At 51.8% G+C, this 20007-nt stretch carries 18 protein-coding genes; 5 read left to right on the top strand and 13 right to left on the bottom strand.

Features of this window, described 5'->3' with window-relative positions; genetic code table 11:
- Window position 1: 1 nt before the first annotated feature.
- The 10 genes from A4Z71_RS06190 to A4Z71_RS06235 all read right to left on the bottom strand — a co-directional run bounded on the left by A4Z71_RS06190 (window position 2) and on the right by A4Z71_RS06235 (window position 11442).
- A complete protein-coding gene (locus A4Z71_RS06190; protein WP_070955032.1) occupies window positions 2-1789 on the bottom strand; it encodes a sensor histidine kinase in 1788 nt (595 codons plus the stop codon).
- Between the two features lie 24 nt (window positions 1790-1813).
- On the bottom strand, window positions 1814-2467 hold the full coding sequence (locus A4Z71_RS06195; protein ID WP_158512782.1) for a response regulator transcription factor: 654 nt from the start codon (window positions 2465-2467) through the stop codon (window positions 1814-1816).
- 59 nt (window positions 2468-2526) lie between these two features.
- Window positions 2527-2919 (bottom strand): DNA-binding transcriptional response regulator, encoded by a 393-nt coding sequence (locus tag A4Z71_RS06200; protein WP_070955034.1) that lies wholly within the window; start codon window positions 2917-2919, stop codon window positions 2527-2529.
- Between the two features lie 151 nt (window positions 2920-3070).
- Entirely contained in the window at window positions 3071-4177 is a 1107-nt protein-coding gene (locus tag A4Z71_RS06205; RefSeq protein ID WP_070955035.1) for a Gfo/Idh/MocA family protein, read from the bottom strand.
- A complete protein-coding gene (locus A4Z71_RS06210) occupies window positions 4174-5274 on the bottom strand; it encodes a Gfo/Idh/MocA family protein (protein WP_070955036.1) in 1101 nt (366 codons plus the stop codon). Before A4Z71_RS06210 ends, A4Z71_RS06205 begins: the two co-directional genes overlap by 4 nt.
- A 172-nt stretch (window positions 5275-5446) precedes the next feature.
- Window positions 5447-5821 (bottom strand): DUF1737 domain-containing protein, encoded by a 375-nt coding sequence (locus A4Z71_RS06985; RefSeq protein ID WP_084028448.1) that lies wholly within the window; start codon window positions 5819-5821, stop codon window positions 5447-5449.
- 116 nt (window positions 5822-5937) lie between these two features.
- On the bottom strand, window positions 5938-6645 hold the full coding sequence (gene nucS / locus A4Z71_RS06220; protein ID WP_070955037.1) for an endonuclease NucS: 708 nt from the start codon (window positions 6643-6645) through the stop codon (window positions 5938-5940).
- A 3-nt stretch (window positions 6646-6648) separates the two neighbouring features.
- Window positions 6649-7971: a Fic family protein gene (locus A4Z71_RS06225; RefSeq protein WP_070955038.1), complete on the bottom strand. Its 1323-nt coding sequence runs from the start codon at window positions 7969-7971 to the stop codon at window positions 6649-6651.
- 81 nt (window positions 7972-8052) lie between these two features.
- A complete protein-coding gene (locus A4Z71_RS07120) occupies window positions 8053-8466 on the bottom strand; it encodes a hypothetical protein (protein WP_193402152.1) in 414 nt (137 codons plus the stop codon).
- Window positions 8467-8565: 99 nt separating this feature from the next.
- Window positions 8566-11442 (bottom strand): hypothetical protein, encoded by a 2877-nt coding sequence (locus tag A4Z71_RS06235; protein WP_070955039.1) that lies wholly within the window; start codon window positions 11440-11442, stop codon window positions 8566-8568.
- A 250-nt stretch (window positions 11443-11692) separates the two neighbouring features.
- Here A4Z71_RS06235 and A4Z71_RS06240 point away from each other — a divergent pair, with 250 nt between their 5' ends.
- Window positions 11693-12433: a LuxR C-terminal-related transcriptional regulator gene (locus A4Z71_RS06240; protein WP_070955040.1), complete on the top strand. Its 741-nt coding sequence runs from the start codon at window positions 11693-11695 to the stop codon at window positions 12431-12433.
- Between the two features lie 79 nt (window positions 12434-12512).
- Here A4Z71_RS06240 and A4Z71_RS06245 read toward each other — a convergent pair whose 3' ends face one another.
- Entirely contained in the window at window positions 12513-15056 is a 2544-nt protein-coding gene (locus A4Z71_RS06245) for a hypothetical protein (RefSeq protein WP_070955041.1), read from the bottom strand.
- A gap of 219 nt (window positions 15057-15275) precedes the next feature.
- Window positions 15276-16694: an RNA polymerase sigma factor gene (locus tag A4Z71_RS06250; protein ID WP_070955042.1), complete on the bottom strand. Its 1419-nt coding sequence runs from the start codon at window positions 16692-16694 to the stop codon at window positions 15276-15278.
- Window positions 16695-16957: 263 nt separating this feature from the next.
- Between A4Z71_RS06250 and A4Z71_RS06255 the strand changes: the two genes are divergently transcribed.
- Both A4Z71_RS06255 and A4Z71_RS06260 read left to right on the top strand, forming a co-directional pair.
- Window positions 16958-17233: a type II toxin-antitoxin system TacA family antitoxin gene (locus A4Z71_RS06255; protein ID WP_070955286.1), complete on the top strand. Its 276-nt coding sequence runs from the start codon at window positions 16958-16960 to the stop codon at window positions 17231-17233.
- Window positions 17224-17733, top strand: coding sequence for a GNAT family N-acetyltransferase (locus tag A4Z71_RS06260; protein ID WP_084028450.1), 510 nt, complete (start codon window positions 17224-17226; stop codon window positions 17731-17733). Before A4Z71_RS06255 ends, A4Z71_RS06260 begins: the two co-directional genes overlap by 10 nt.
- A gap of 257 nt (window positions 17734-17990) precedes the next feature.
- Here A4Z71_RS06260 and A4Z71_RS07175 read toward each other — a convergent pair whose 3' ends face one another.
- Window positions 17991-18155, bottom strand: coding sequence for a DUF2256 domain-containing protein (locus A4Z71_RS07175; protein WP_084028451.1), 165 nt, complete (start codon window positions 18153-18155; stop codon window positions 17991-17993).
- 69 nt (window positions 18156-18224) lie between these two features.
- On the opposite strand from A4Z71_RS07175, the gene A4Z71_RS06265 reads away from it, so the two are divergent.
- Both A4Z71_RS06265 and A4Z71_RS06270 read left to right on the top strand, forming a co-directional pair.
- A complete protein-coding gene (locus tag A4Z71_RS06265; RefSeq protein WP_070955043.1) occupies window positions 18225-19535 on the top strand; it encodes a hypothetical protein in 1311 nt (436 codons plus the stop codon).
- Window positions 19536-19657: 122 nt separating this feature from the next.
- Complete coding sequence (locus tag A4Z71_RS06270) at window positions 19658-19978, top strand: helix-turn-helix domain-containing protein (RefSeq protein ID WP_070955044.1); 321 nt, start codon at window positions 19658-19660, stop codon at window positions 19976-19978.
- The last annotated feature ends 29 nt before the right edge of the window (window positions 19979-20007 follow it).

A 20007-nucleotide genomic window follows, 5' to 3' on the forward strand; every position in this document is an offset into this window, starting at 1 on the left:
TTTACCGACTAAGCGTCAAACTCTGGGCGTAGTTGAGCGGCACTTGCGCCGATAGCACTGTGCGTCCGCTGCGATCTCGCTCGCGACTCCAGCGCACGGTTAGTTCATCAAACATTTGACTGCCATAACCAGCCCGACTTGCCGATTTAGGCGGTTTGCCGTTGTTCACAATTTGCAACTCGATAATTTCGTCAGCGATACGATCAAACGAAATTTCACACTTGGATGCTGCGCCGTGTCGAACAGCATTCGAAACTGCTTCTTTACAGATTTCGACCACGCAAATTGCCGCTGCCTGATTGCTGGTTAACGCCGTTTTCGCCCGAGCTGAAAGCGTTAGGTCGATTTGGGCGACACCACCCCAGGTGGTGATCAGGTTTTGCATCGCCGAAGTGAAGTCGATCTTGTTTTCGGGTGTGGTTGATAAAGCTGCAATTGCTCGATCGAGGTCTTCGCGAACTAACCGAATTTCATAGGGCTCAAGTTGACCGCGGGTCTCGGCAGCGACCAAACGGGCAATAGCCGCCGTTAGTGCCGCCTGCACCGTGCCGTGCACGACAAACTGCCAGTTGCGCCTCGCTAACCAAAGCTGCTGCTCAAACAAGGCCAGTTCATGGGCAAGTTTTGCGTTACTTTTCGCTAAATCACGCTCAAGTTTGTTTTGCTGCAAAAAGTAAAGTCGCTGGGTGGCGATGATTACCGGGATAGCGATTCCGGAAATGGCGGTGGCGATTAGGGTGGCGTTTAGCCGGGCACTGTTTTCGAGAATGTAAGCCAGCAACCAAACGCTTACCGCTGAGGCAATTGATGAAACTAATACCAGGGCAAAAATGGCGCGTCGTATTTTTAGCGGCGGCAATTTAGCGGTCAACATCCTGGCGGTAGCGAAAACCAGAAAGTAACCAACCGAGGCAATTGACGAAACCAGCGTTGCCGTTTCGAGTGACGAAATAAATAGCACACCGACGGTGAATGGAAAGACAACCCCAGCCAAACTTGGCAGGTGTATGAGTTGCATTAGCTTCACTTTGCTGGGCAAAACCGACTTGGTTTGAATAGCCTCCGTATTTTCGCGCAATGAAATGGCATCGGCGCTGCGGCGCAACTGCTCGCTCAGTGGCCGAACCTTATTGACTACTAAATTGCGCAATTCAGCCACAGCCTCACGACCGACCTGCAGCAGCGAACTATTTTCGGTGGTGGCCGATGACAGCAACTGGCCGATGGTTTCAATTTGGCGAGCAAGATTATCGCGTGTGCTGGCCAAAAGGTTTTGGTTCGCTTCGGCTAGTGCTTTGGGGGCGGCCGCGCGCAAGGCCAAAAGTTCTGATCTTCGATTGTTGAGCTGGCCTACTGCCTCAAGGTGATTGGCTCGGTTAGCCGAAAGCATGGCATAGACAAAAAAGATAGCCAAACCCATGAGGCCACCGCCTATAACTCGAACCCCGAGCAGTAAATCTTGCACCGGGCCAAAAATCTCGAGCAGCAGACCGACACTGAGGTTTTTAGTAGCACCGGCGATGAACGCAATGGTGATGTTCAGCGGCAACTGCGGTTTTTGCTCATACCGGTTTCTGAAGACAACTAGCAGTCCCGCTGTAGTTAGCAAGGTCAGGCCGAAACTGATGAAGAAATAGCCAACCCAAATGGCAGAGAAAACTTCTAGCTTGACAGCATCAAAAGCCAAACTGGCAATTCCCCATACGATGGCTGCCACTAAGGCAAGAGTTCGATTGAACACGGCTTTCGAGGCAGCGCGGGCGCGAATAAGCTCAAATTGTTTTTTCAAGACGCAGCCCCCCGATCGCGCTTGCTATTTGGCCAGTGGCAGACCGGCAACCTTTATAAATTCTCGAGCAGCTGCCACGCGTTGGTTTACACCAGATTCATCAGCAATGCCGGCGGCTTCAAATGCACGTTTTACTAGGTTTTCAACTGCGCGCACTGTGGTGCCGCGTTCAGCAGCAATTTGGTGATTGCTCATACCCAGAGCAATCATCTTTAGTGCGCCCAGCTGTGCCTTTGAAAGCTCGGTGAAACGGTGGTCGGTGCGCTTGTCGTCACGAAAATCTTCGGATACTCGATTGCGCACTGCTGCCTCGATTGCCTCACGCAGTACACCGGGATCAGCCATGCGATCTTTCACCAGATAGGCAGCATTTTTTGGAATACTGCGGTTGTCGATTCCGGTGATGCGCGGTTCTGGAATATGGGTCAGAAAGACCAAAGCGATTTCGGGAAACTGCCGCCGCAGCACGATTGCCAAATCGACTCCGTTTGGGCCAGCGCCCAACTCGATGTCGAGTACGGCAATGTCGGGGTCAAAAGTTTCTGCGATTTTGCGCGCCTCGGCCGCGTTGCTTGCGGTAGCCACCTCGAATTGCTCGAGCTCTAGGTTGGCGGCGATTAGTCCGCGCAGCAGCGGCTCATCTTCGACGAGCAAGATTTTGCGATTAAACCAAGCCATAACCATAGTTTGGCAGTAGCGCGCTTTGCTGGGAACCCTAATGTTCGTCTTGGTGAATGTTAGGCGGCGCGGGCCGCGTCTGCGGTTTCTAATGCCGCTCGCAGAACACCTGGCTTCGCCAAATCGGCTCGGTCGATGCAAACTGCATTTTTTAATACGGGATGAGCTTCAAAGTCGACTGCACCGCAGTCACCGAAGCGGGACAGAAAAACCAGAGCAATTTTTGGATATTTGCGACGCAATGAAGTGGCTAATTTGGTGGCCACTTCGTCGTTACCCAAATCGACATTGAGCAGAGCAATGTGCGGATTGAAATAGGCTGCAACTTCTCTAGCTTCGGCAGAAGTGGTTGCGGCAACATCGAACTGTTCAAACTGAAGGGTTGAGGCTATAAGGCTGCGCAAAAGTGACTCGTTTTCAACGAGTAAAACTTTGCGGTTAAACCAGACCATGCGAACATAATGACATTAATTGTCCGGTCAAATGTAGGGTTACCCGTATATTTACGCAAATCCGGACAAATTCGAATAGGTGTTAACCGAATATTCGAACAAACGTATATAAAAATTGGCTTCTTCGAGTTGGGTAGAAGTTGCAGCTGAACTAGCGCAGGCCTTCGGCTAATTTCAAAACCCGAACCGCATCGAACAGCGAAGCAGATTTTAGCGAAGCGCGAGTTTCGCTGATTACGTCGAGATTGCCGGTGCGAATGGCATCGACCATGGCGCGCAACTCGATGAATTGTGAGAGAAAGCCCGGTTTGAAATCGAGATCGGCTTGGCTAAGAGTGAACCCCGGTTGGCCGTTGAGATAAACCTGAGCTTCGGTTGGTTGATAGTGGCGCAATGGAACCTCGGCGGTTGGGTCGAACACCTCTACCCCATCAAATTCTTTATAAATTTCGATTGGCCGAAGGCTGGCCGAACGACCTTGGGTGTGCAGGTCGATGAAATAGTTTGATGGCGAACCGAAGGTAATCATGACGGTGCCATTGTGACCATCGGGGCTGACCATGATGCTGTTGCGCGAGAAATAGCCGACTTCGTCGTCGATGCCGGCGCTTAGCTGAGGCTGCAAATCGTCGAACAGGTAGTTGAGCAGATCGAGCACGTGCACGGTGTTCGAAAGCAAAATCTGCTGGCGTTTTTCGGCAGTGGTTTCGGTTGACCACGAGGCTTCTGGGATGGCTGCGTGGAAGACGATGTTTTCGTTTTGCTGGATGAACGCTTTAGCGGCAGCAACCGAAGAGTAGTGGCGCCGGTTGTAGCCCACTAGAACCAGTTCAACGGTGACTTTGTTGAGTAGGGGTTCGAGCTCGAAAGATGAATAGGCGGCTGGCTTTTCTACCAAAATTGGCAGCGCCATGTTCATAGCCTCGGCCAGAATACTTCGGGTTACCGAGGTTTCTGGGGCAATTAGCAGCGCATCGATTTCGCCGTCGCGGCCGGCTTGCAACACTGCGCGCCAATCTTCGTAAACTTTGGCCTGATAGCGCTGGGCTAGAGCAGCGGTTTTTTCGCTGCCCGCGCGTGAACCGATGCCAACGATTTCAAAGCCGGCAGCAATGGCAGCATCTAGGTGAAACGGAACAATTGAACCCGAACCGATTACGCCCAGGCGGTAAATGCCGCGCAGGCCTTCGGCTATTTCGGCATAGAGTGCGGCTTCAAAATCGGTGAGGTCGTAACTCTTTTTTTCTGCATCGGTCATGAGATGCTCCAGTGTTTGGTGATGTCGACTTGGGTTTCGTCGACTGGCAATGTTAGCCGCTGGCCAAGCTCGCTGGCGTGTAGGGCGGCCAGCAGATCTTCGGCGGTGCGACCACCAACAGTTTCGGCGGCTGAGCCTTGGGCAGCATCAAGGTTTGAAACGATGTCGTAGAGTGCGGTCATGCCGGTGCGGCCATCGGCGGTGAGCCAAAGGTTGCCACTGAAAGCAACATCTTGCGCATAGCCGGTGCGGGTAACTGCGGGGTAGGTGTCGATTTCGCTCTGGTTGCGCAGACGAAGCTGGAAATCGCCGTTTGGCTGCATTTCGCCTTCGGCATTGCGCCAATAGAACCGAACGTTTTCGGTGACCGCTGACTGGTTTAGAAAGACACAGCTGAAGCGTTTGCCACCGGGATAGTTGTAGTTGACCGAGCCCTCGTAGAAGGCCAAAGATTCGTGGCGAGGATTGATGTTTTGGGTGGCCAAGTCGGCGGTTACCGAAACAGGTGAAGCACCAAACAAAACGGTGGCAAGGTCGAGATAGTGGATGCCGTTGGTGGCGATGCATCGAGCGCCGCCAGTAACTGTGACGCCCTGCAATTCTCCCAGGTTGAACTCGGCTGCTTTAGCCAAAATGCCGGCCGGTAAACCCGAATAGCGGCGAGTTAGGTTGATGAAAAGTTTGCCACCAGCGCGTTGCACTTCGGCCAAAATATCGCGGGCGTCGGCGATTGAATCGGATAGCGGTTTTTCGACTACAAAGTTTTTTTGACCAACCGCCTGCAGCGCTCGAATGGTTGGCACGTGATCGGGGCCCCAGTTGGCCACAGTGGCTGTGTCGAAGGGGCCGTTGGTTTCGACGTGGGCGATTGCTTCGTCGAGGGTTTGCGCGACGCTAATGGTTGCTGCGGTGCCCGTTGCGCTCTCGCCTGCGGCTGGCGCTGCGGCTGGCGCCGCATTCTGCGCTTCGGACTGCGCCCAAGCGAGTGCCTCGGTGGAAATGTCGACCACCATGATGTGATCGAACTTGGGCAACATTTCTTGAAAATGCTTTTTGCCGATTGAGCCACAGCCAACTAGAAGAGCGCTTTTAGACATGTGGCAAGTCTAGCGAGCGGGCAAAAAATCGAGGGGTGCGCGCAACCAGCCTGTGGATAAGTATCGGTGTTGCGGTAGTTTGGCTTGCCAAGGTGAGATGGGCGATTTGGTGTCCGTTAAAACCGAAAGACCTGAGTAGGGGGACGACTCAGGTCTTTCGGTAACAAACAAACTACTTCTTCTTTTTCTTTTTCGCAACCGGTTTCAACAAAATTGCCTGAGCGGCGTAAATTTTGCCACCGTTGGCGGTGATTGATGGCGAGCCATAAAGCTCGTATCCGTTGGCCAGTGCTTCTGAAACTCGGGCGCAAAAGTTTTCATCGTCGATTCCGGTAAGCAGACGGTATGCCTTTGGCGCTTGCTTTTCAGCGGATGCCTTTTCGGCAACAACGGGCTGAGCCACAGCTTTGGCAGCTGCTTTGCCGGCTGGCTTCGATGTTGCAGCAGCCTTGGCGGCGCGAGCGGCTGCGGTTGCGGCCGCAGGAATTCGAACAGGTTTTACAGAGGTTTTTGGGGCGGCTTTGGCCGCAGGTTTAGCAGTGGTCATACCTAAAATTTTGCCTTCCGTTTACCTGCGTAATCTAGTGAACTTCTAGTTAAGTAAATGAACATTACCTAGGTAAAGCGGCGGGGAAATACCTAACTAATTATTCGAGCGAAAAACTAAAACAGTTTTGGCGCACCAGATTCAACCCCGCGCATAGCTTCGTAATCGAGCAGCAAACATTCGATGCCGCGATCTTCAGCCAACTTGCGCGCCTGGGGCTTAATCTCTTGGGCCGCAAAAACACCGCGCACCGGAGCCAATAGCGGGTCGCGATTTAGCAACTCGAGATAGCGGGTTAGTTGTTCAACACCGTCGATGTCTCCGCGACGCTTTAGCTCAACGGCAACTGCCGCGCCGGAGGCATCCCTGGCCAAAATATCTACCGGGCCAATCGCGGTCATGTATTCGCGGCGAATCAAGCTGAAACCCTCGCCCAGCAACTCAATCTGTTCGGCAAGCAGCTCTTGAAGGGCGGCCTCGACGCCATCCTTGACCAAACCGGGTTCGGCCCCGGTGGCATCGCCCAACTCGTGGGATACGTCGCTGAGCACCCGGTGAATCAGCACCGTGAGCACATCGGCGGTCTTGGTTTGGGCGACCTGCCAAACCTCGGCCACATCGAGCCCGGCATGTTCTTCACCCGGTTCAAGCACGGTGATGGTGCAGGGCGGGTTCATCCAGTTGAGGGGTTTATAAGAACCCGAATCGCTGTGCACCAAAATTGAGCCATCGTTTTTTAGCACCAGCAGCCTGGTGGCCTGGGGCAGGTGCGCGGTGAGGCGCCCAGAATAGTTGATGGTGCATTCGGCGATAACTAAGCGCATTATCTAATCTTCCGCCTCGGATGAAACTGTCGGTTGCGCTGGTTGCGCTGGTTGCGCTGGCCGCGCCGGTTGCACCGACGGCGCCGGCCGCCCTGGCCCACCTTTAGGTTTTACCACTGCGGTATCGTGCCCACCGGCTCGATTGTTTCGTTCGGCCAATGCGGCTAATGCCAGATATTGGTCGGCGCTATAACAAACTAAACGACCTTTTTGATCTTTGGTTTTAGCCAAAATTTTGGCGTCGGCCAACTCGGTGAGTGCCCGTTGAGCAGCTGTTTTTGAAATTGCAAACCGATTTGCCACATCGTCAACTGTTAAGACCGGATGCCCAGCCAACTGCCGCAAAATCTTGAGGGTGACCGCATCGGCGCGGGGTAGCGAAGGATTTACCCCGTTGGCTGCTCGAAAAGCAATCAGTTGCTCTAACACCTGGGCATCGAGTTTGCCGACCTGGTTGGCAAGATTGACAGCAACATTTGCCGCCAACTCGCAGGCTTCCGAGAAGCCAATTATCCAATTATCAAGTTGTGGCGGCGAAGCCCTAAACCCAGATAGGCCGCTGATGTAGCTGTTGGTGTTGGTAGCAAAAACTGTGCTAATCGGAATCAAGGTGTTTTGCACCACACCCGAGCGCTTGAGCACAGTGTGAATAAGTGCTCGGCCGGTGCGCCCATTGCCATCAATAAATGGGTGAATTGTTTCAAACTGCGCATGGGCTATGGCAGCCTTGACCACGGCATTGCCAGAAGCTTGGCTAACAAATAACGCAAGGTTTTTTAGCAATCGCAAAACCTCAGTTTCAGGCGGCGGCACGAACTCGGCACGCAGTGGGCTAAAGCCAACCCCGCCAACAAAGTTTTGTTCACGTCTGATGCCCAGCTGGTAGCCGGGCTCGATAATGTGTTGCAGCTGTTCAATGTTGGCAACCGAAATTGTTTTCGCCTCAGCAAGCTGGCTGATGGCCGCCTCGGTTGCCTTTACGTTTGCAATCACGTCGAGTGCCGTTTGGCTGCCCCAACTGGTCAATTCGGCTATCGCCAGTTTTTTTGGCGAGATCTGGTTTCCTTCAATCCATGATGATGAAATGCTCTCTGAACGAATAAGCAGATGATTCAGATAACTGCCGTGGCCAGCAATTTTTTCATCGGCCCGAATAAGCACTCGCAGTGCGCGTTCGGCGGCCTCGCTGGCGGCGGGGCCCAAAGCCGGCAGTGTTAGTTCAAGTTCGTCGGGAACATAAGCCCGATAGATGCCTGGTTTTAGATCTTGTTTGCTATAGCCAAACAAAGGCTCAGGCTGCCACTGGCGTTTGATGAAGTAACCCATGGCGCCCTCCTAAAGTTTGCCTAAAGAAATCTTCTACAACTTTAGCAAAATAAAGTTGTAATAACAGGCTTGGGTAAAACTTTATTTTGCAGCCAGTGCCTTACGCAGTTCGGCGATTTGGGCATCTTGGTGATCGAGGTGCTGTTGCAACTGCTGCACCTCGTGCAGCAGGGCGGTGGCGTCTTTATAGGTGGCCTCGGCCCTGGCTTCGGCCTGGGCGGTTTGCTGGTTTTGGCCAACGATAATTACAGAAACTAAGACCAGTTGCAAAAAGGTTTGGGCTATCCAGTCGACTATTACCCGCACATCACCGGTGGCGATAGCAGCCGGAAAGCTGATTAGCGCTAAGGCAGCAAAGGCATAAGCCGCCCACATGGTGCCCACCTTTTTGGTGATAAACAAGCCGAGACGATTGTTGAAACCGCGGATGCCGGCATGCGTTGCCGTGTGCTGTCGTGTGGTGGTGTGTGGATGCTGTTGGTAGTCGAAGCGCATATTTCAAGGTTAGTTGTTGGCGGCAGAGAATAAAGAAATCCCCCCGGTAAAACCGAGGGGATTTCTTTTGCGTTACAGAGATAAACCCTGTTTAGCCAGTTACTTTACGGTAACGGTGCGAGTTGCAACAGTCTTACCGGCAACCTTGACAACCACTGACTTTGCGCCAGCTGAGAAGCCACGGAAGGTGTACCACTGTGCAGCTGCTGATGGTAGGCGAGGGGTGTAAACGCGACCGTTGATGGTCACAGTTACAGCCTTGCCTGCAGCGTTACGTACGGTGACGTTAACCGAACCAGTGGTTCCAGCAACAGTTGCGCTAACAACTGGTGCAGATTCAAGAACATTGACGTTTGCACTCAGTTCGTTTGCGAACTTAGTCTCGTCCCACTTTGTTGCAGTGTCGTCTGTAGTTACAGCAGCAACCGCAAGTTGGTCAGTTCCAGCTGCGCCGAATGTGTAGTCAGCAGCACCAAGAGTTGCAGTGATTGAACCTGGGCCAGCAATGTCCTTGATTGAACGCACAAAGACAGTTGCTAGACCGTTCTTGTCGAAGTTCTTGGTCACTGCATTAGCTGAACTGTTGATTTCAACAGATCCGTTACCTTGGAATGAAACACCGTATGGTGCGGCTGCGGACTTAGTCGAGACTGGGTTGCCCCACTTGTCAGTTAGCTTTGCAGTAACTGCGTAGGTAGTGTTCTTAACCATGTATGAAGGTAGCGACCATGAGAAAGCTAGGTTTGACCCTGACAAGTTCTCTGGGAGATACGTCTTCAAAGTTGTCGAAGCTGACTTGCCACCCGAAGTAACTGTTACAGCCACACCAGTTGTGTTCACAACGTGTGAGTAGAGTGTCACACTGTAGTTACCACCAGCATCAGCGTTTAGAGTGATGCTGTCCTGGTACCAGGTGCTTTCGCCGGTCTTCTTGAACTGGAGGCCCTTGCCCGCGACAGTAACAACTGCGCCAGGAACGCCTACACTTGCAGCGTCAACCACTGTGCCAGCCAAAGCAACGTTTCCATCGTTAGGGCCGACAACAGTTGCACTTTCAGCGCCTGTAACAAAGTCGTCGTAAGTGATGTTAGTTGTGATTGTTGCTGGGGCGTTTACAGATGCTACTGCTGCAGGGTTGAACAATGTCAAGACCTTGGTTGCTAGAACAGTACCCGGAACCGAGGCGGTGCCTTTGTAAACATTTGCAGTGATGTTGTCCGAACCGCCAGTTGTCACATAGTTGGTGAACGTCAATGTTGCAGTTCCATCCGCACCAACCACTACATCTTTGTCAAGCTTTGAAGTGTTTGAGGCTTGTACTCGGATGAAGAGAGAGTCGGCACCAGACTTAGCAGTCGCCTGTGAATAGGTGTCTTTAACTGTGAACTTTACAGTGACGGTGGATCCTGAAAGAACATCATTGTCTGCAGACAAAGTGCTTACGGCTGCAGCAGTATAGGTGCCAGTGTAAGCGGTAGATGCAACCTTGGTGCCGTCACTCTTAATCACGTAGAAGGTGACCTTAAAGGCTTCGCCCTCTAGCGCGGTAGCTGAAGTTACAGTAACTGAGAACTGCCCCTTCGCATCGGTCAGACCCGACACGATTGAAGCGCGATTAACCTTGGCAATCGAGCCGTTAGCGCCACTGACTGTGTAGTTGCCTGTTGCTGAAAGGTATGAAGTTGCCTGAACAACGGCAAAAACGCGGACGCTCGACACTGCTTTATCATTCGCAATTGTGGTCTCAGTCACCTGAGATTTGAATGTAAATGACTTTGTCGCTGGGCGTAATTCAATAGAACCATCAGTGTGGGCTGTTTGAATTGCGTTTGCTGAATCCGTGACAGTGGCCTTAATTTTCACAACGGTTGCATCAGAGGTACCCGCAACTGGAGTGTATGAAACGCCAGTAAAGGTAGTCGCAGCTGCATCATTGTAGGCAACATTCAAACTAATTGCAGTGTCTAGAGTGCTGGTTTCTGTCGCTGTGAAATACAAGCGGCCGGCAGCATCTAGAGATGAAAAGCCCGCAGGGGCAGCATAAGTCTCAGTTAGGGCTGTCGAACCGTTTTTCAATACAATCTTCGACACATCTACCTGGTCTAGGTTGATGTTAGAAGGTAGTTCTAGCGATCCCGCAATGACTGCACCAGCCTCGTTAAGCAGTGCTGTGTTGTCTGCCTTCACAAAATTCTCGACGCGAGGAATAATTGTTACCGCTTTTGGATCGACAAAAGTGATTTGCTGGGCATCTGAGGCATAGGCGGCATCTACTGTTGAGTAGTCTGCAGTTGCCTCTGTTTCAACCCACGAGCGGATTGTGATTGAAGCGCCACCATCTCCAAGTTCAAACGCATCCGACGGACCCCATGTGTTGGTGCCAGAAGTGATTGCGCCAGAAATACGGCCTGAGTCATTGTTCGTTGTCTTGTCGTCAATAGGTTGTACGACAAGTTCAGCAGCTCTAGACGCAGAGGAGATCGACCTGATTACAAGTTTGGTAATTCCAAACTTCGCAAAATCTACCTCGAATTCGCCGCGAACTTCATCGGTATCGCCTGCAGCGGTACCAAAGCCACTGGTCGTTCCATGGTCTTCAACCACTACGACTGCGACATCATCGTCAGTCGAAGAAGTGTCCAAAGAGTCCATATCTACTCTTGCACCTAGAGAGTTAAAACCCTCAAGAGTCACTGATTGGCCATTAGTTAGCGAACCATCAGCCACCTTGAAGTAGAGATTTGTTTTGTCAGGGTTAGAGATTTCGTAGGCCAAAGTCGATGGGTTGACCAGACCTGAAACAGTTGTTTTTACAGAAAATGAATCTGTTGTAAGCGAACCGTACTTTGTACCTGCAGTTGGCGCCAAGGTCACATCGCCAGCTGCTGCGTTAGCAGCAACTGAGGTTAGACCTGTTACACCTAGAGCTAGAACAGTACCGAACGCCAAACCCTTTTTGATTAGGTTCTTAGACATTTAGTCTCTTTCTTTTCTTGGTTTATTAGCCATACAGTCACGTGAAATGTATGGATTGTGAAGCCCCGCATTTCGATCACCAAGCAGACCGAACACAAGGGTTCACAACCTAGATAACTAGAGGCCGAGAAGAACATCACGGTTCAGAGTCGATGTCTAAACGGACATAGATGAAACGTGAACGGTTACGCATGGACATACGTCGGATGTACGGTTTACCGTAGAGACAAGTTCTACGTTCGGGGGATACATGAACTCAATCGCTCTAACCGAAACGAAAATGTCGGTTCTTGAAGACTTGCTTGACTCGTTATTGAAAAGCGCAACACCAAGCGAATTTTGTCGAGCACTGGTGCACAGCGACTACATGGGTCAAGAAACCCAAGGTGCTCACCTGTTCACACTCGACCAACAATCACAGTTGGCCAATGCCGCCAGTTATGGTTTGCCGTGTGGCAACGGCGAGGCCATCTCCATCTGGGATAACAACCCGTTGGGCGAAGCCATCCGCTCTAAATCAATGACCTTTGATAGCAGCCACGAGTTTGCCTTTGGTAAAGGTTTGGCCTGCATCCCGCTGCTGCGCGAATCGATGCCGCTAGGTTGCCTGGCTTTGGTTATCGACAACAGCGCTAAACATGTTCCGTTTGAAGAAGAGCTTGTGCCGCTAGTTGGCAAAATTGCCGCCTATTTGGTGAACCAAAACTCGGGTTTCAGACACCAATCACGTCGCGACTCGGCAGGCAGCCCAGACGATCTAACCCAGCGCCAAATTCGCATCATCGAATTTATGGCTGAAGGCTATGTGAATGCAGAAATCGCGCGCGAGCTTTTGGTTAGCGAATCAACTGTTCGCCAAGAAACCGTGCGCATCTATCGCGCACTCGATGTGCCAAACCGCACCGAGGCAGCAAAGAAAGCCAGGGCACTTGGTCTGATTAAGCGCCCCCCCCCCCCGCGATTGAGCGAGCAGTCTAAGCAGTTGGCTTAAACGAAAATCCCCCCGGCCGAAGCCGGAGGGATTTTCTGCTTCTACCGCTAGGGGGCTAGCGGATAGATCTTTGCGTTACTTACTTTACGGTAACGGTGCGAGTTGCAACAGTCTTACCTGCAACCTTGACAACCACAGTCTTCTTACCTGCGGTGGTCTTAGCTGAGAAAGGCTGAACATCAGCAGCAGCGCGACGAGCGATTACTACCTTGCCGTTTACAGTGATTACAACACCCTGACCAGCAGCGTTGCGAACAGTTACGTTCACAGCCTTGGTCACACCAGCAACAGCAGCTGCTACTGGTAGTGAACCAATCTTGATGGTCTTGGTTGCAACTACGTCGTCGTTGTTTGACGCCTCTGCAAGGGTACCGTTAGCACCTGCGTAGGTTAGCTTGATGCTTGCAGAACCTAGTTCATTCGCACCTAGTAGGTAACGGAAGGTTAGGGTTCCGTCAGCCTCGGTAGTTGCAGGCAATGAACCAATTAGTAGACCTGGGCCGTCGTAAACAACAGATACCTTAGAGGCGTCTGCGTCAACAGCGTTACCAAACTTGTCAACTAGCTTGGCAACAACCACAAGGGTCTTACCTGCACCGATTGACGAAGGAGTGGTCTCCCATGACCATGAAGCACCTGAGGTGCTTGCGTTGGCGAAGGTCACCTTGGTGGTCTTAACGGTGGTGCCGGCAGTTACAGTTACAGTCTTCTCACCAGTTGAGGTGCTGAATACCGAGAATGCAACGTCACCGTTTGATGCTGCACCAAGTACTACTGCTGAGTCCTTGAAGTAGCTTCCGCCAACCTTGATCATCAGACCAGGAGCCGAAACAGTGACCTTGCCACCGACGTTAGCTGAAGCAGTGATTGCAACAGCGTTCGAGTGGGTAGGAGCAGTTCCGCCGACAACAGCGTTGTAGGTGGTAAGTGCCTGGTCAGTAATTGAACCTGAGTAAGTTGCTGATGGGTCAGTGTCGATGGTGTCAGCTGATGCAGTAACGGTTAGGTTGGTTACGATCTGCTCGCTACCGTTGGTTACATCAAGTTGTGACCAGTTAAGAGTGGTCGCATTCTGAGTCTGTACCTCAGCAGTTACAACAACTGGTGAAGTTGCATCATCGCTCTTGTCAGTAACGGTGATGGTTCCAGTTCCGTTAGTGATGGTCGCGATGTGGGTGTCAACAGTTGCATCGCCAGCTGGGGTGGTCGCGTAAATACGAGCAGCGCCAGAGATAGGTGCACCGTAGTTGTCACGAACGTAGAAGGAAAGCGATGCAGCTGCGCCTGAAGCGATTGAACGCTGTCCAGCATCTGCAAAGTCATCTGCGCGAACAATGGTGTAGGCAGCGTTAGCCCATAGAAGCTCTAGGCCCTGTGCACCAGTTGCAAGGTTACCGGTGTTGGTGTCTAGTGCGACGCCCTCAGAGGTAGCGGTGAAGGTTAGCTTGTCGCCGGCAGTACCAAGCTGGTTGGTAACTGCTAGCTTGACCTGACCATTTGCGTCAGTTACGACGTTTAGGTTCACGGTCTGTCCAACGGCCGCCGCTGCGGTGCCATTGATCTTTACCAATGCGGTTGCAGGGGTGGTGATCGCAGTAGATGCAACAGTTACAACGGCAGGGATGCCTGCTGCAACTGCTTTGCCATCCGACTTCTTAAGAGTAAGAACGACCTCGGCTGACTTTACCCCAGTGCGAACCTTGTCCTGCTTCAGGGTTGCGGCCTGGTTTGCAGGAGCAATTACTTCAGTGTCGGTGGTGTCAGTTACTGCAGCAGTGATGCTTGAAACAGTTACTGCAGCAACGCTCTGAGAAGCAACGTTACCAACAGCAGTGCCATCAACCTTAAGTTGTGCGGTGTAGGTGGTGCCGCCAGCCACAGTGGTGGTTCCAGTTGCTGACCACTTTGCGTCTGCAAATGATGCGTTGCCATCCTGAGCGTTGCCACCAGCAAAGTCAACTGTCACTGCGTTGTTTGCAAGCATTGCTGAGTTTAGTTCTGGGGTAATTACAGAAGATGCGGCCAATGAGGCTGCGCCAGCTACAGGAGCGGTAAGAGTAGTAACTGCGGTTAGGTCTGCAACCTTGTGGAAGGTAACAGTGCGGGTTGGCGACGAGTACTCGGTGGTGTCGATTACACCATCGTTGTCAAGGTCAAGCCATGCGGTTACGTTCGCCGAAACAGTAGCGGTACCCGAAACGGTTAGCTTAACTGCAGCGGTTTCGGTGTAAGCAGCAATCTGCTCACCGTCAACAGCAGGGGTGCTGCGTGCAGGTAGCTTATCGGTTACGAATGATGCGTTGGCTGTAGAGCTGTTTGCAGTAGCGAATGTGTACGATGCTCCGCCGCCAGTTAGGTCAGAACCAATTGCAGCAGATACAACCTTGTCGCCAGTCTGGTCGATCTTGAAGCGTAGGTCACCAAGCTGCGAGGTTGCAACTGCGCCACCGAATTCGGCCTTTAGCACGAATGCGCCAGCCAAGGTGGTCAGGTACGAGGTACCGGTGTTTGGAGTCAAGGCAACGTTGTCAACCGCGAACGCCGGAGCGCCAGTGATAACCGATGAGCCCAGAGCAACCAATGCACCAAATGCCACGCCCTTACGGGTTAGGTTTTTAGACATTATGTCTCTTTCTTTTCTTGGTTTAAATCCATGTATCCACGTGAAATACATGGCTAAATAAGCCCTTTCCGGGAGCAACCAAGCAGAACCCGGGCAAGACTTACATACAGACTAACGGACAATTGTCCGGTCTATTACGGTTTGTCTGGTTAAAACTTTTATGTCGAATAGTGAAAACCCCTGATCTCTCAGGGGTTTTTCTTAGAGGGCCAGAAAAGTTTATTTATACACGAATGTCAGTGATGAGCCGACAACCTGGGCAACATTAGGGTCAACAATCAACTCAAGACGAATTTCTCCATTTGAAATTTCTGAATCTGTATAAACGTCGCCAGTTTTAGCATCCTGAACGTGACTTGCTTCACCAAAATAAACGTAGTGATCTAAACCCTTCGAATCGCGTGCGACGACATAGTCCGATTTGCGGCCGTAGACGTTGTAAGTCTTCTTTTCAAGCTGAATTGTGAGCGTCAAGTTTTGGAATGGATGTAGGTCATCCGCGTCAAAAATAAAGTCGGCGATCAAGCCATTTGATGACTCAACAACATAAGGCAGTGCATCGAAGCTATTGCCATTTTTAGCAAGCACTAAATAATCAGACTGAACGCTGTTATCGAAAACCTGGACAAGATCTTTGACATCAAACGGGCTCGCGCTGGGCGAAGGTGCAGAATCTGGAATTGCGACCACGTTTGAAACTGATGCAGCAATGGTCTGGATAACCGGCTGAGTGGCATCGTTGGTGGTTGCCTCGGTGGTTTCGGTCGCTGCGGCTGAATTGCTGTTTGAAGAATCGGCTGGCGCTGCGCTTTGCGAAGCTGCAGGGGCCGGAGCCTCAGCGATGTTGTTGGTGTCATTGTTTCGGGTGAAGGTGAGCACCGAACCTAATCCGAGCATCAAGAACAAAACAAAAACCATGGCCTTAGCGCCAACATTCTTGGCATCGGCGGCAGCCTTGCGGGCCGCAACCGAGAGAATCTGGCTGAGAGTCATGCCGGCAGTTTCAACCTCGCCGATAAGTGCTTTCTTGAAGGCGGCGCGAGCACGGTGCAGAAGCTGCAAGGTAGCGTTTTCGCTAAGGCCAACCTGCTCAGCAATTTCACGAGTCGACTTCTCTTCATACATGCTGGCCAACAGCACCTCGCGGTGACGAGGGTTCAGTTTGCTCAGGGCCAAACGCACGATGGCGGCATCTTCGGCCTGCTCGACAATAGAGCCAACCTCGGGGTCGCTTGATTCAAATTCAGGATGCGCATCGATGTCACTGATTTGGGCACGGCTTTGCGCGCGAATCACATCGAGACACAACAGGCGCACTTTCCACTTCAGGAAGCGCAGCACGCCAAGCTCGCTGTCGAGCTCGGGCAAAGTGACCATTAGATAAAGGAACGCGTCTTGAACAACCTCATCAACCTGGCTTGGGTTTCTGAGGAAACGTCGAGCGTGACGCTCGAGGTGTGGGCGAAAGCGAGTGTAGATGTTGGCGAAGTCTTGGGCGCTCCACTCTTTGAGAACTGCGCGTGGTTCGGCCGATGCGGCCTGAACTTCTGATTCGCCAAACTCAAGATCTGATTCTTCATCGAGCAACGCCTCGAGTTCGGCATCAGTTGGGATGCGCGGTTCGATTGGCTCGGTCATCAGAATCCTTTAGGTTTTGTAGGTTTTGTAGGTTTTGGGCGTCGCTGGTTGGTGCTGGGGTTTGTTGTTGGAGGATGACGGCCGACCGGGCCTGTTCCCCACTAACAACTTTATATACGTCGGCGAGCGCCGTCTATTACGGTTTTCTGTCGTTATCCACAGATTTTGTGTACGGCTAGGGTTTGGGGTTATTGCTAGGTCATTCTGGTTTTGTGGTTGACATAGTTTCGAAGTTGTACGCACAATGTACGCAAGGAGTGAAAATGGCAGAATCACAAACAAAAGGTGAGCGCATCTACACCAGGGTGACGCCACTAGAAAAACGCATGATTGCTTCCGCCGCCAAGGCGCAGCATCAAGACGTGTCGGCTTTCATGCTTGAAAGTGCTCTGCGCGAAGCTACCAACACCTTGCTTGATCAACGAATTTTTTGGGCCGATGCTGATGCCTTCGCGGCGCTCGAAGAAGATTTGGCACGGCCGGCACATACACCTGCTGGCTTGATTGAGTTGCTAAGTCGAAAAGCCCCTTGGGAGTAAGTCTCAAACAACCTCGGCTGCTGAACGCAACCGATCAGGTTGATGGTTTTGACTCAGGCTCAGAACTAATTGACGCATGGTTTCACAAATACTCGTTAATTGCGCAATCGGCAGGCACTGCAAAAACTTTCGTAGTTTGCACAAGCGAGGGCGAAATTGCCGGTTTTTACAGCATCGCTACCGGGCAAATTAACCACGCCGAAGCAACCGAACGGGTTTGCAAAGGGGTTGGGCAGCACTCCATCCCGGTAATTGTCTTAGCCCGACTGGCAGTTGATTTGCGTTTTCAGGGCTTCGGGGTTGGCGCAGGGTTACTGAAAGATTGTGCGATTCGTGTGGGGAACATTCGCGAACAGGTTGGGGTGCGAGCACTAGTAACACACGCCAAAGACGAAGACGCGGCCAAGTTCTATAGTCGGTTCGGCTTTGTTGAGTCACCAATTGCTGAACGCCAAATGATGATTCTGATGAAAGACCTTCGTGGGCTGATTCGGAGTTAATTATTTTTTGGCTTTGAGCCGAATGGTTGGCCAAGCGGACTACACGGCAAATTGGCAAACATATTTGCTAAATGTTCGTCATGCACCGTAATAAAAAAGGTGTGTCGGCGCTATTTAGTAATGTAGTAACCGCAGTTGAAACCAAGCCTTCTGCAATCACTACACAAAGCCTCGGGACTGATGAATTCGCAGCCTCGGGGCTTTTTGTTTAACCGAAGAGTTGCGAAACCCTAGCTTTCGCCTAGGCCGGTCTTGCGCTAACTCAAAGCTTTGGTGCGTTTGCACTTTTCGCTGCAGTATTTCACTTCATCCCAGTTTTTAGCCCAAGCTTTGCGCCACACCATCGGCCGTCCGCAACGCTGGCAGGGCTTCTCTGGCAGATCTTGTTTTTTTACACCGCGCACGTTTCGAGTTTTACACATCACTGATCAATTCGGATGAAAAACCCGCTTGCCACGGTTATTCTCTTAGACCTATAAGCAGGAGTAACTTTGACCAAAATTCGGGTGGCTTTTCTCACCTTCTATTACGAAGCGTGGGATGCACTGGCGAGCGTGCACTCGCTGATGCGAGCCGACGAAAGGTTTGAAGTTGCAGTGTTCGCCATCCCCCGTCGATTAACAGGCGATTTGCGCTATGACGATGCTTCTGGGGCACACACCTTTTTTACGCAGGCCGGCATCGAACACACGGTGCTGAATTTTGAAGACTCGAATGATGGGCTAAAGGTGCTGCGCGACTGGGCACCCGACTACACCTTTATCAACTACCCCTGGCAGCGCAACTATCAACCCGCCTATCGCGTTGACAGTCTGGTTTCGTTTACTCGCGTGGCCTATGTGCCCTACTATTCGCTGCCGCTTACCAACGAGCCGGCCGATGGCAATGGGGTTGCCTCGCATCTTTACACCCAGCGCTCGCATCAGCTAGCTTCGCTGATTTTCACCCAGGATGAATTCGTGCGCGCAGCGTATGCCAAGACATCGCGCGGCAATAAGCGCGTGCACTTTGTTGGTTCGCCCAAAATTGATGCGCTGCTGGCTGCCGCCGACGGTCAGGCTGGGCAAGTTGGTCACGCTGGGCATGCTGGCCACACAAAGGGTGAGCGCTTGCAGTTAGTTTGGGCGCCGCACCACAGCTATTCTCCACATTGGCTAAACTTTGGTGTTTTTGCCCAGATGCACATAAAAATGTTGGCTTGGGCACGCGATCATCAAGAGCTAGATGTTGTCATGCGGCCGCATCCGTTTTTATTTGGCACCCTGGTTGATCGCGGGGTGCTAACCGCCACCGAATTGGCCGAATGGCAAACTGCCTGGGCCGAATTGCCCAACACCAGCATCGATAGCGAATCTTCGGCTGGGCAAATTTTGGCACGGGCCGATTTGCTACTCACCGACGGAATTTCGTTCTTGGCCGAATACCCCTTGGCAACCGGAAAACCTGCTGTATTCATCGAAAACTCGGGGCACTGGCCGCTTTCACCGATAGGTGAAATAGCCGCTGAGGCAAATGTGAGGTTACGCAACTTTGATGAGTTTGTTGCCGGGTTTGATTACATCCTCGAGGCTGGTCTGCCCGATCGCAGCGCAGAAATTGCCGCGTTGCGCGAAGCGGCGATGCCGTTTGGCGCGGGCGGATCAGCTCCAAAAATTGTTGAAATTGTGGCTGCCGATTTTGAGCGCGGTGCGGGCATTGATGCGGCCGGAAACGGTCTTGGTCCTTCGCCGTTGGTAGACCCAAGCTTGGTTACCGAAACTGCGTGGGAGCGCCAACCCGGGCGCGAACCAATCAACGATTAGTTATCCCCAATTTTTAGAAAGACCCCTGCTTGGCAGCCTTGAAGCTCCATCATGGGTAGATGAATAAAATACTTGAGTTTTACAATCTAAGAGTTGTATTCTGATGTGGAAGGAATGGACTGATGGGAAAAACTAACTGGATTGAATTCGAAGAAGCTATTTCTCAACTAGCAGTTTCGAGTTCTCAACTAAACGCAGGCGTCGATGATCTCAGAGAAAAGCTTGCGACCTTTCGTCTAAAAGAGATTCGCAAAGCAACAAAGAAAACTCAGATTCAACTGGCAAAAAAATTGGGTGTGAGCCAAAACCGCGTTTCCCTAATTGAGGGTAATGAGATAGAGAAGGCCCAAATTTCAACGATAAAGAAATACGTTGAAGCCTTGGGCGGCAATCTCCGCATCACTGCAAAATTCGGTGATCAAGAGATTGAACTTTTGAACTAGCTCAACGCCCCGGTCTAAACACGCGTGGT

This window comes from Candidatus Rhodoluna planktonica, assembly GCF_001854225.1.
Classification (GTDB): domain Bacteria; phylum Actinomycetota; class Actinomycetes; order Actinomycetales; family Microbacteriaceae; genus Rhodoluna; species Rhodoluna planktonica.

Excerpts from the sequence above, each read along its gene's own strand:
- A4Z71_RS06195 (WP_158512782.1), bottom strand. The coding sequence starts at position 2,467 with ATGGCTTGGTTTAATCGCAAAATCTTGCTCGTCGAAGATGAGCCGCTG.
- A4Z71_RS06200 (WP_070955034.1), bottom strand. The coding sequence starts at position 2,919 with ATGGTCTGGTTTAACCGCAAAGTTTTACTCGTTGAAAACGAGTCACTT.
- A4Z71_RS06205 (WP_070955035.1), bottom strand. The coding sequence starts at position 4,177 with ATGACCGATGCAGAAAAAAAGAGTTACGACCTCACCGATTTTGAAGCC.
- A4Z71_RS06210 (WP_070955036.1), bottom strand. The coding sequence starts at position 5,274 with ATGTCTAAAAGCGCTCTTCTAGTTGGCTGTGGCTCAATCGGCAAAAAG.
- A4Z71_RS06985 (WP_084028448.1), bottom strand. The coding sequence starts at position 5,821 with ATGACCACTGCTAAACCTGCGGCCAAAGCCGCCCCAAAAACCTCTGTA.
- nucS (WP_070955037.1), bottom strand. The coding sequence starts at position 6,645 with ATGCGCTTAGTTATCGCCGAATGCACCATCAACTATTCTGGGCGCCTC.
- A4Z71_RS06225 (WP_070955038.1), bottom strand. The coding sequence starts at position 7,971 with ATGGGTTACTTCATCAAACGCCAGTGGCAGCCTGAGCCTTTGTTTGGC.
- A4Z71_RS07120 (WP_193402152.1), bottom strand. The coding sequence starts at position 8,466 with ATGCGCTTCGACTACCAACAGCATCCACACACCACCACACGACAGCAC.
- A4Z71_RS06235 (WP_070955039.1), bottom strand. The coding sequence starts at position 11,442 with ATGTCTAAGAACCTAATCAAAAAGGGTTTGGCGTTCGGTACTGTTCTA.
- A4Z71_RS06240 (WP_070955040.1), top strand. The coding sequence starts at position 11,693 with ATGAACTCAATCGCTCTAACCGAAACGAAAATGTCGGTTCTTGAAGAC.
- A4Z71_RS06245 (WP_070955041.1), bottom strand. The coding sequence starts at position 15,056 with ATGTCTAAAAACCTAACCCGTAAGGGCGTGGCATTTGGTGCATTGGTT.
- A4Z71_RS06250 (WP_070955042.1), bottom strand. The coding sequence starts at position 16,694 with ATGACCGAGCCAATCGAACCGCGCATCCCAACTGATGCCGAACTCGAG.
- A4Z71_RS06255 (WP_070955286.1), top strand. The coding sequence starts at position 16,958 with ATGGCAGAATCACAAACAAAAGGTGAGCGCATCTACACCAGGGTGACG.
- A4Z71_RS07175 (WP_084028451.1), bottom strand. The coding sequence starts at position 18,155 with ATGTGTAAAACTCGAAACGTGCGCGGTGTAAAAAAACAAGATCTGCCA.
- A4Z71_RS06270 (WP_070955044.1), top strand. The coding sequence starts at position 19,658 with ATGGGAAAAACTAACTGGATTGAATTCGAAGAAGCTATTTCTCAACTA.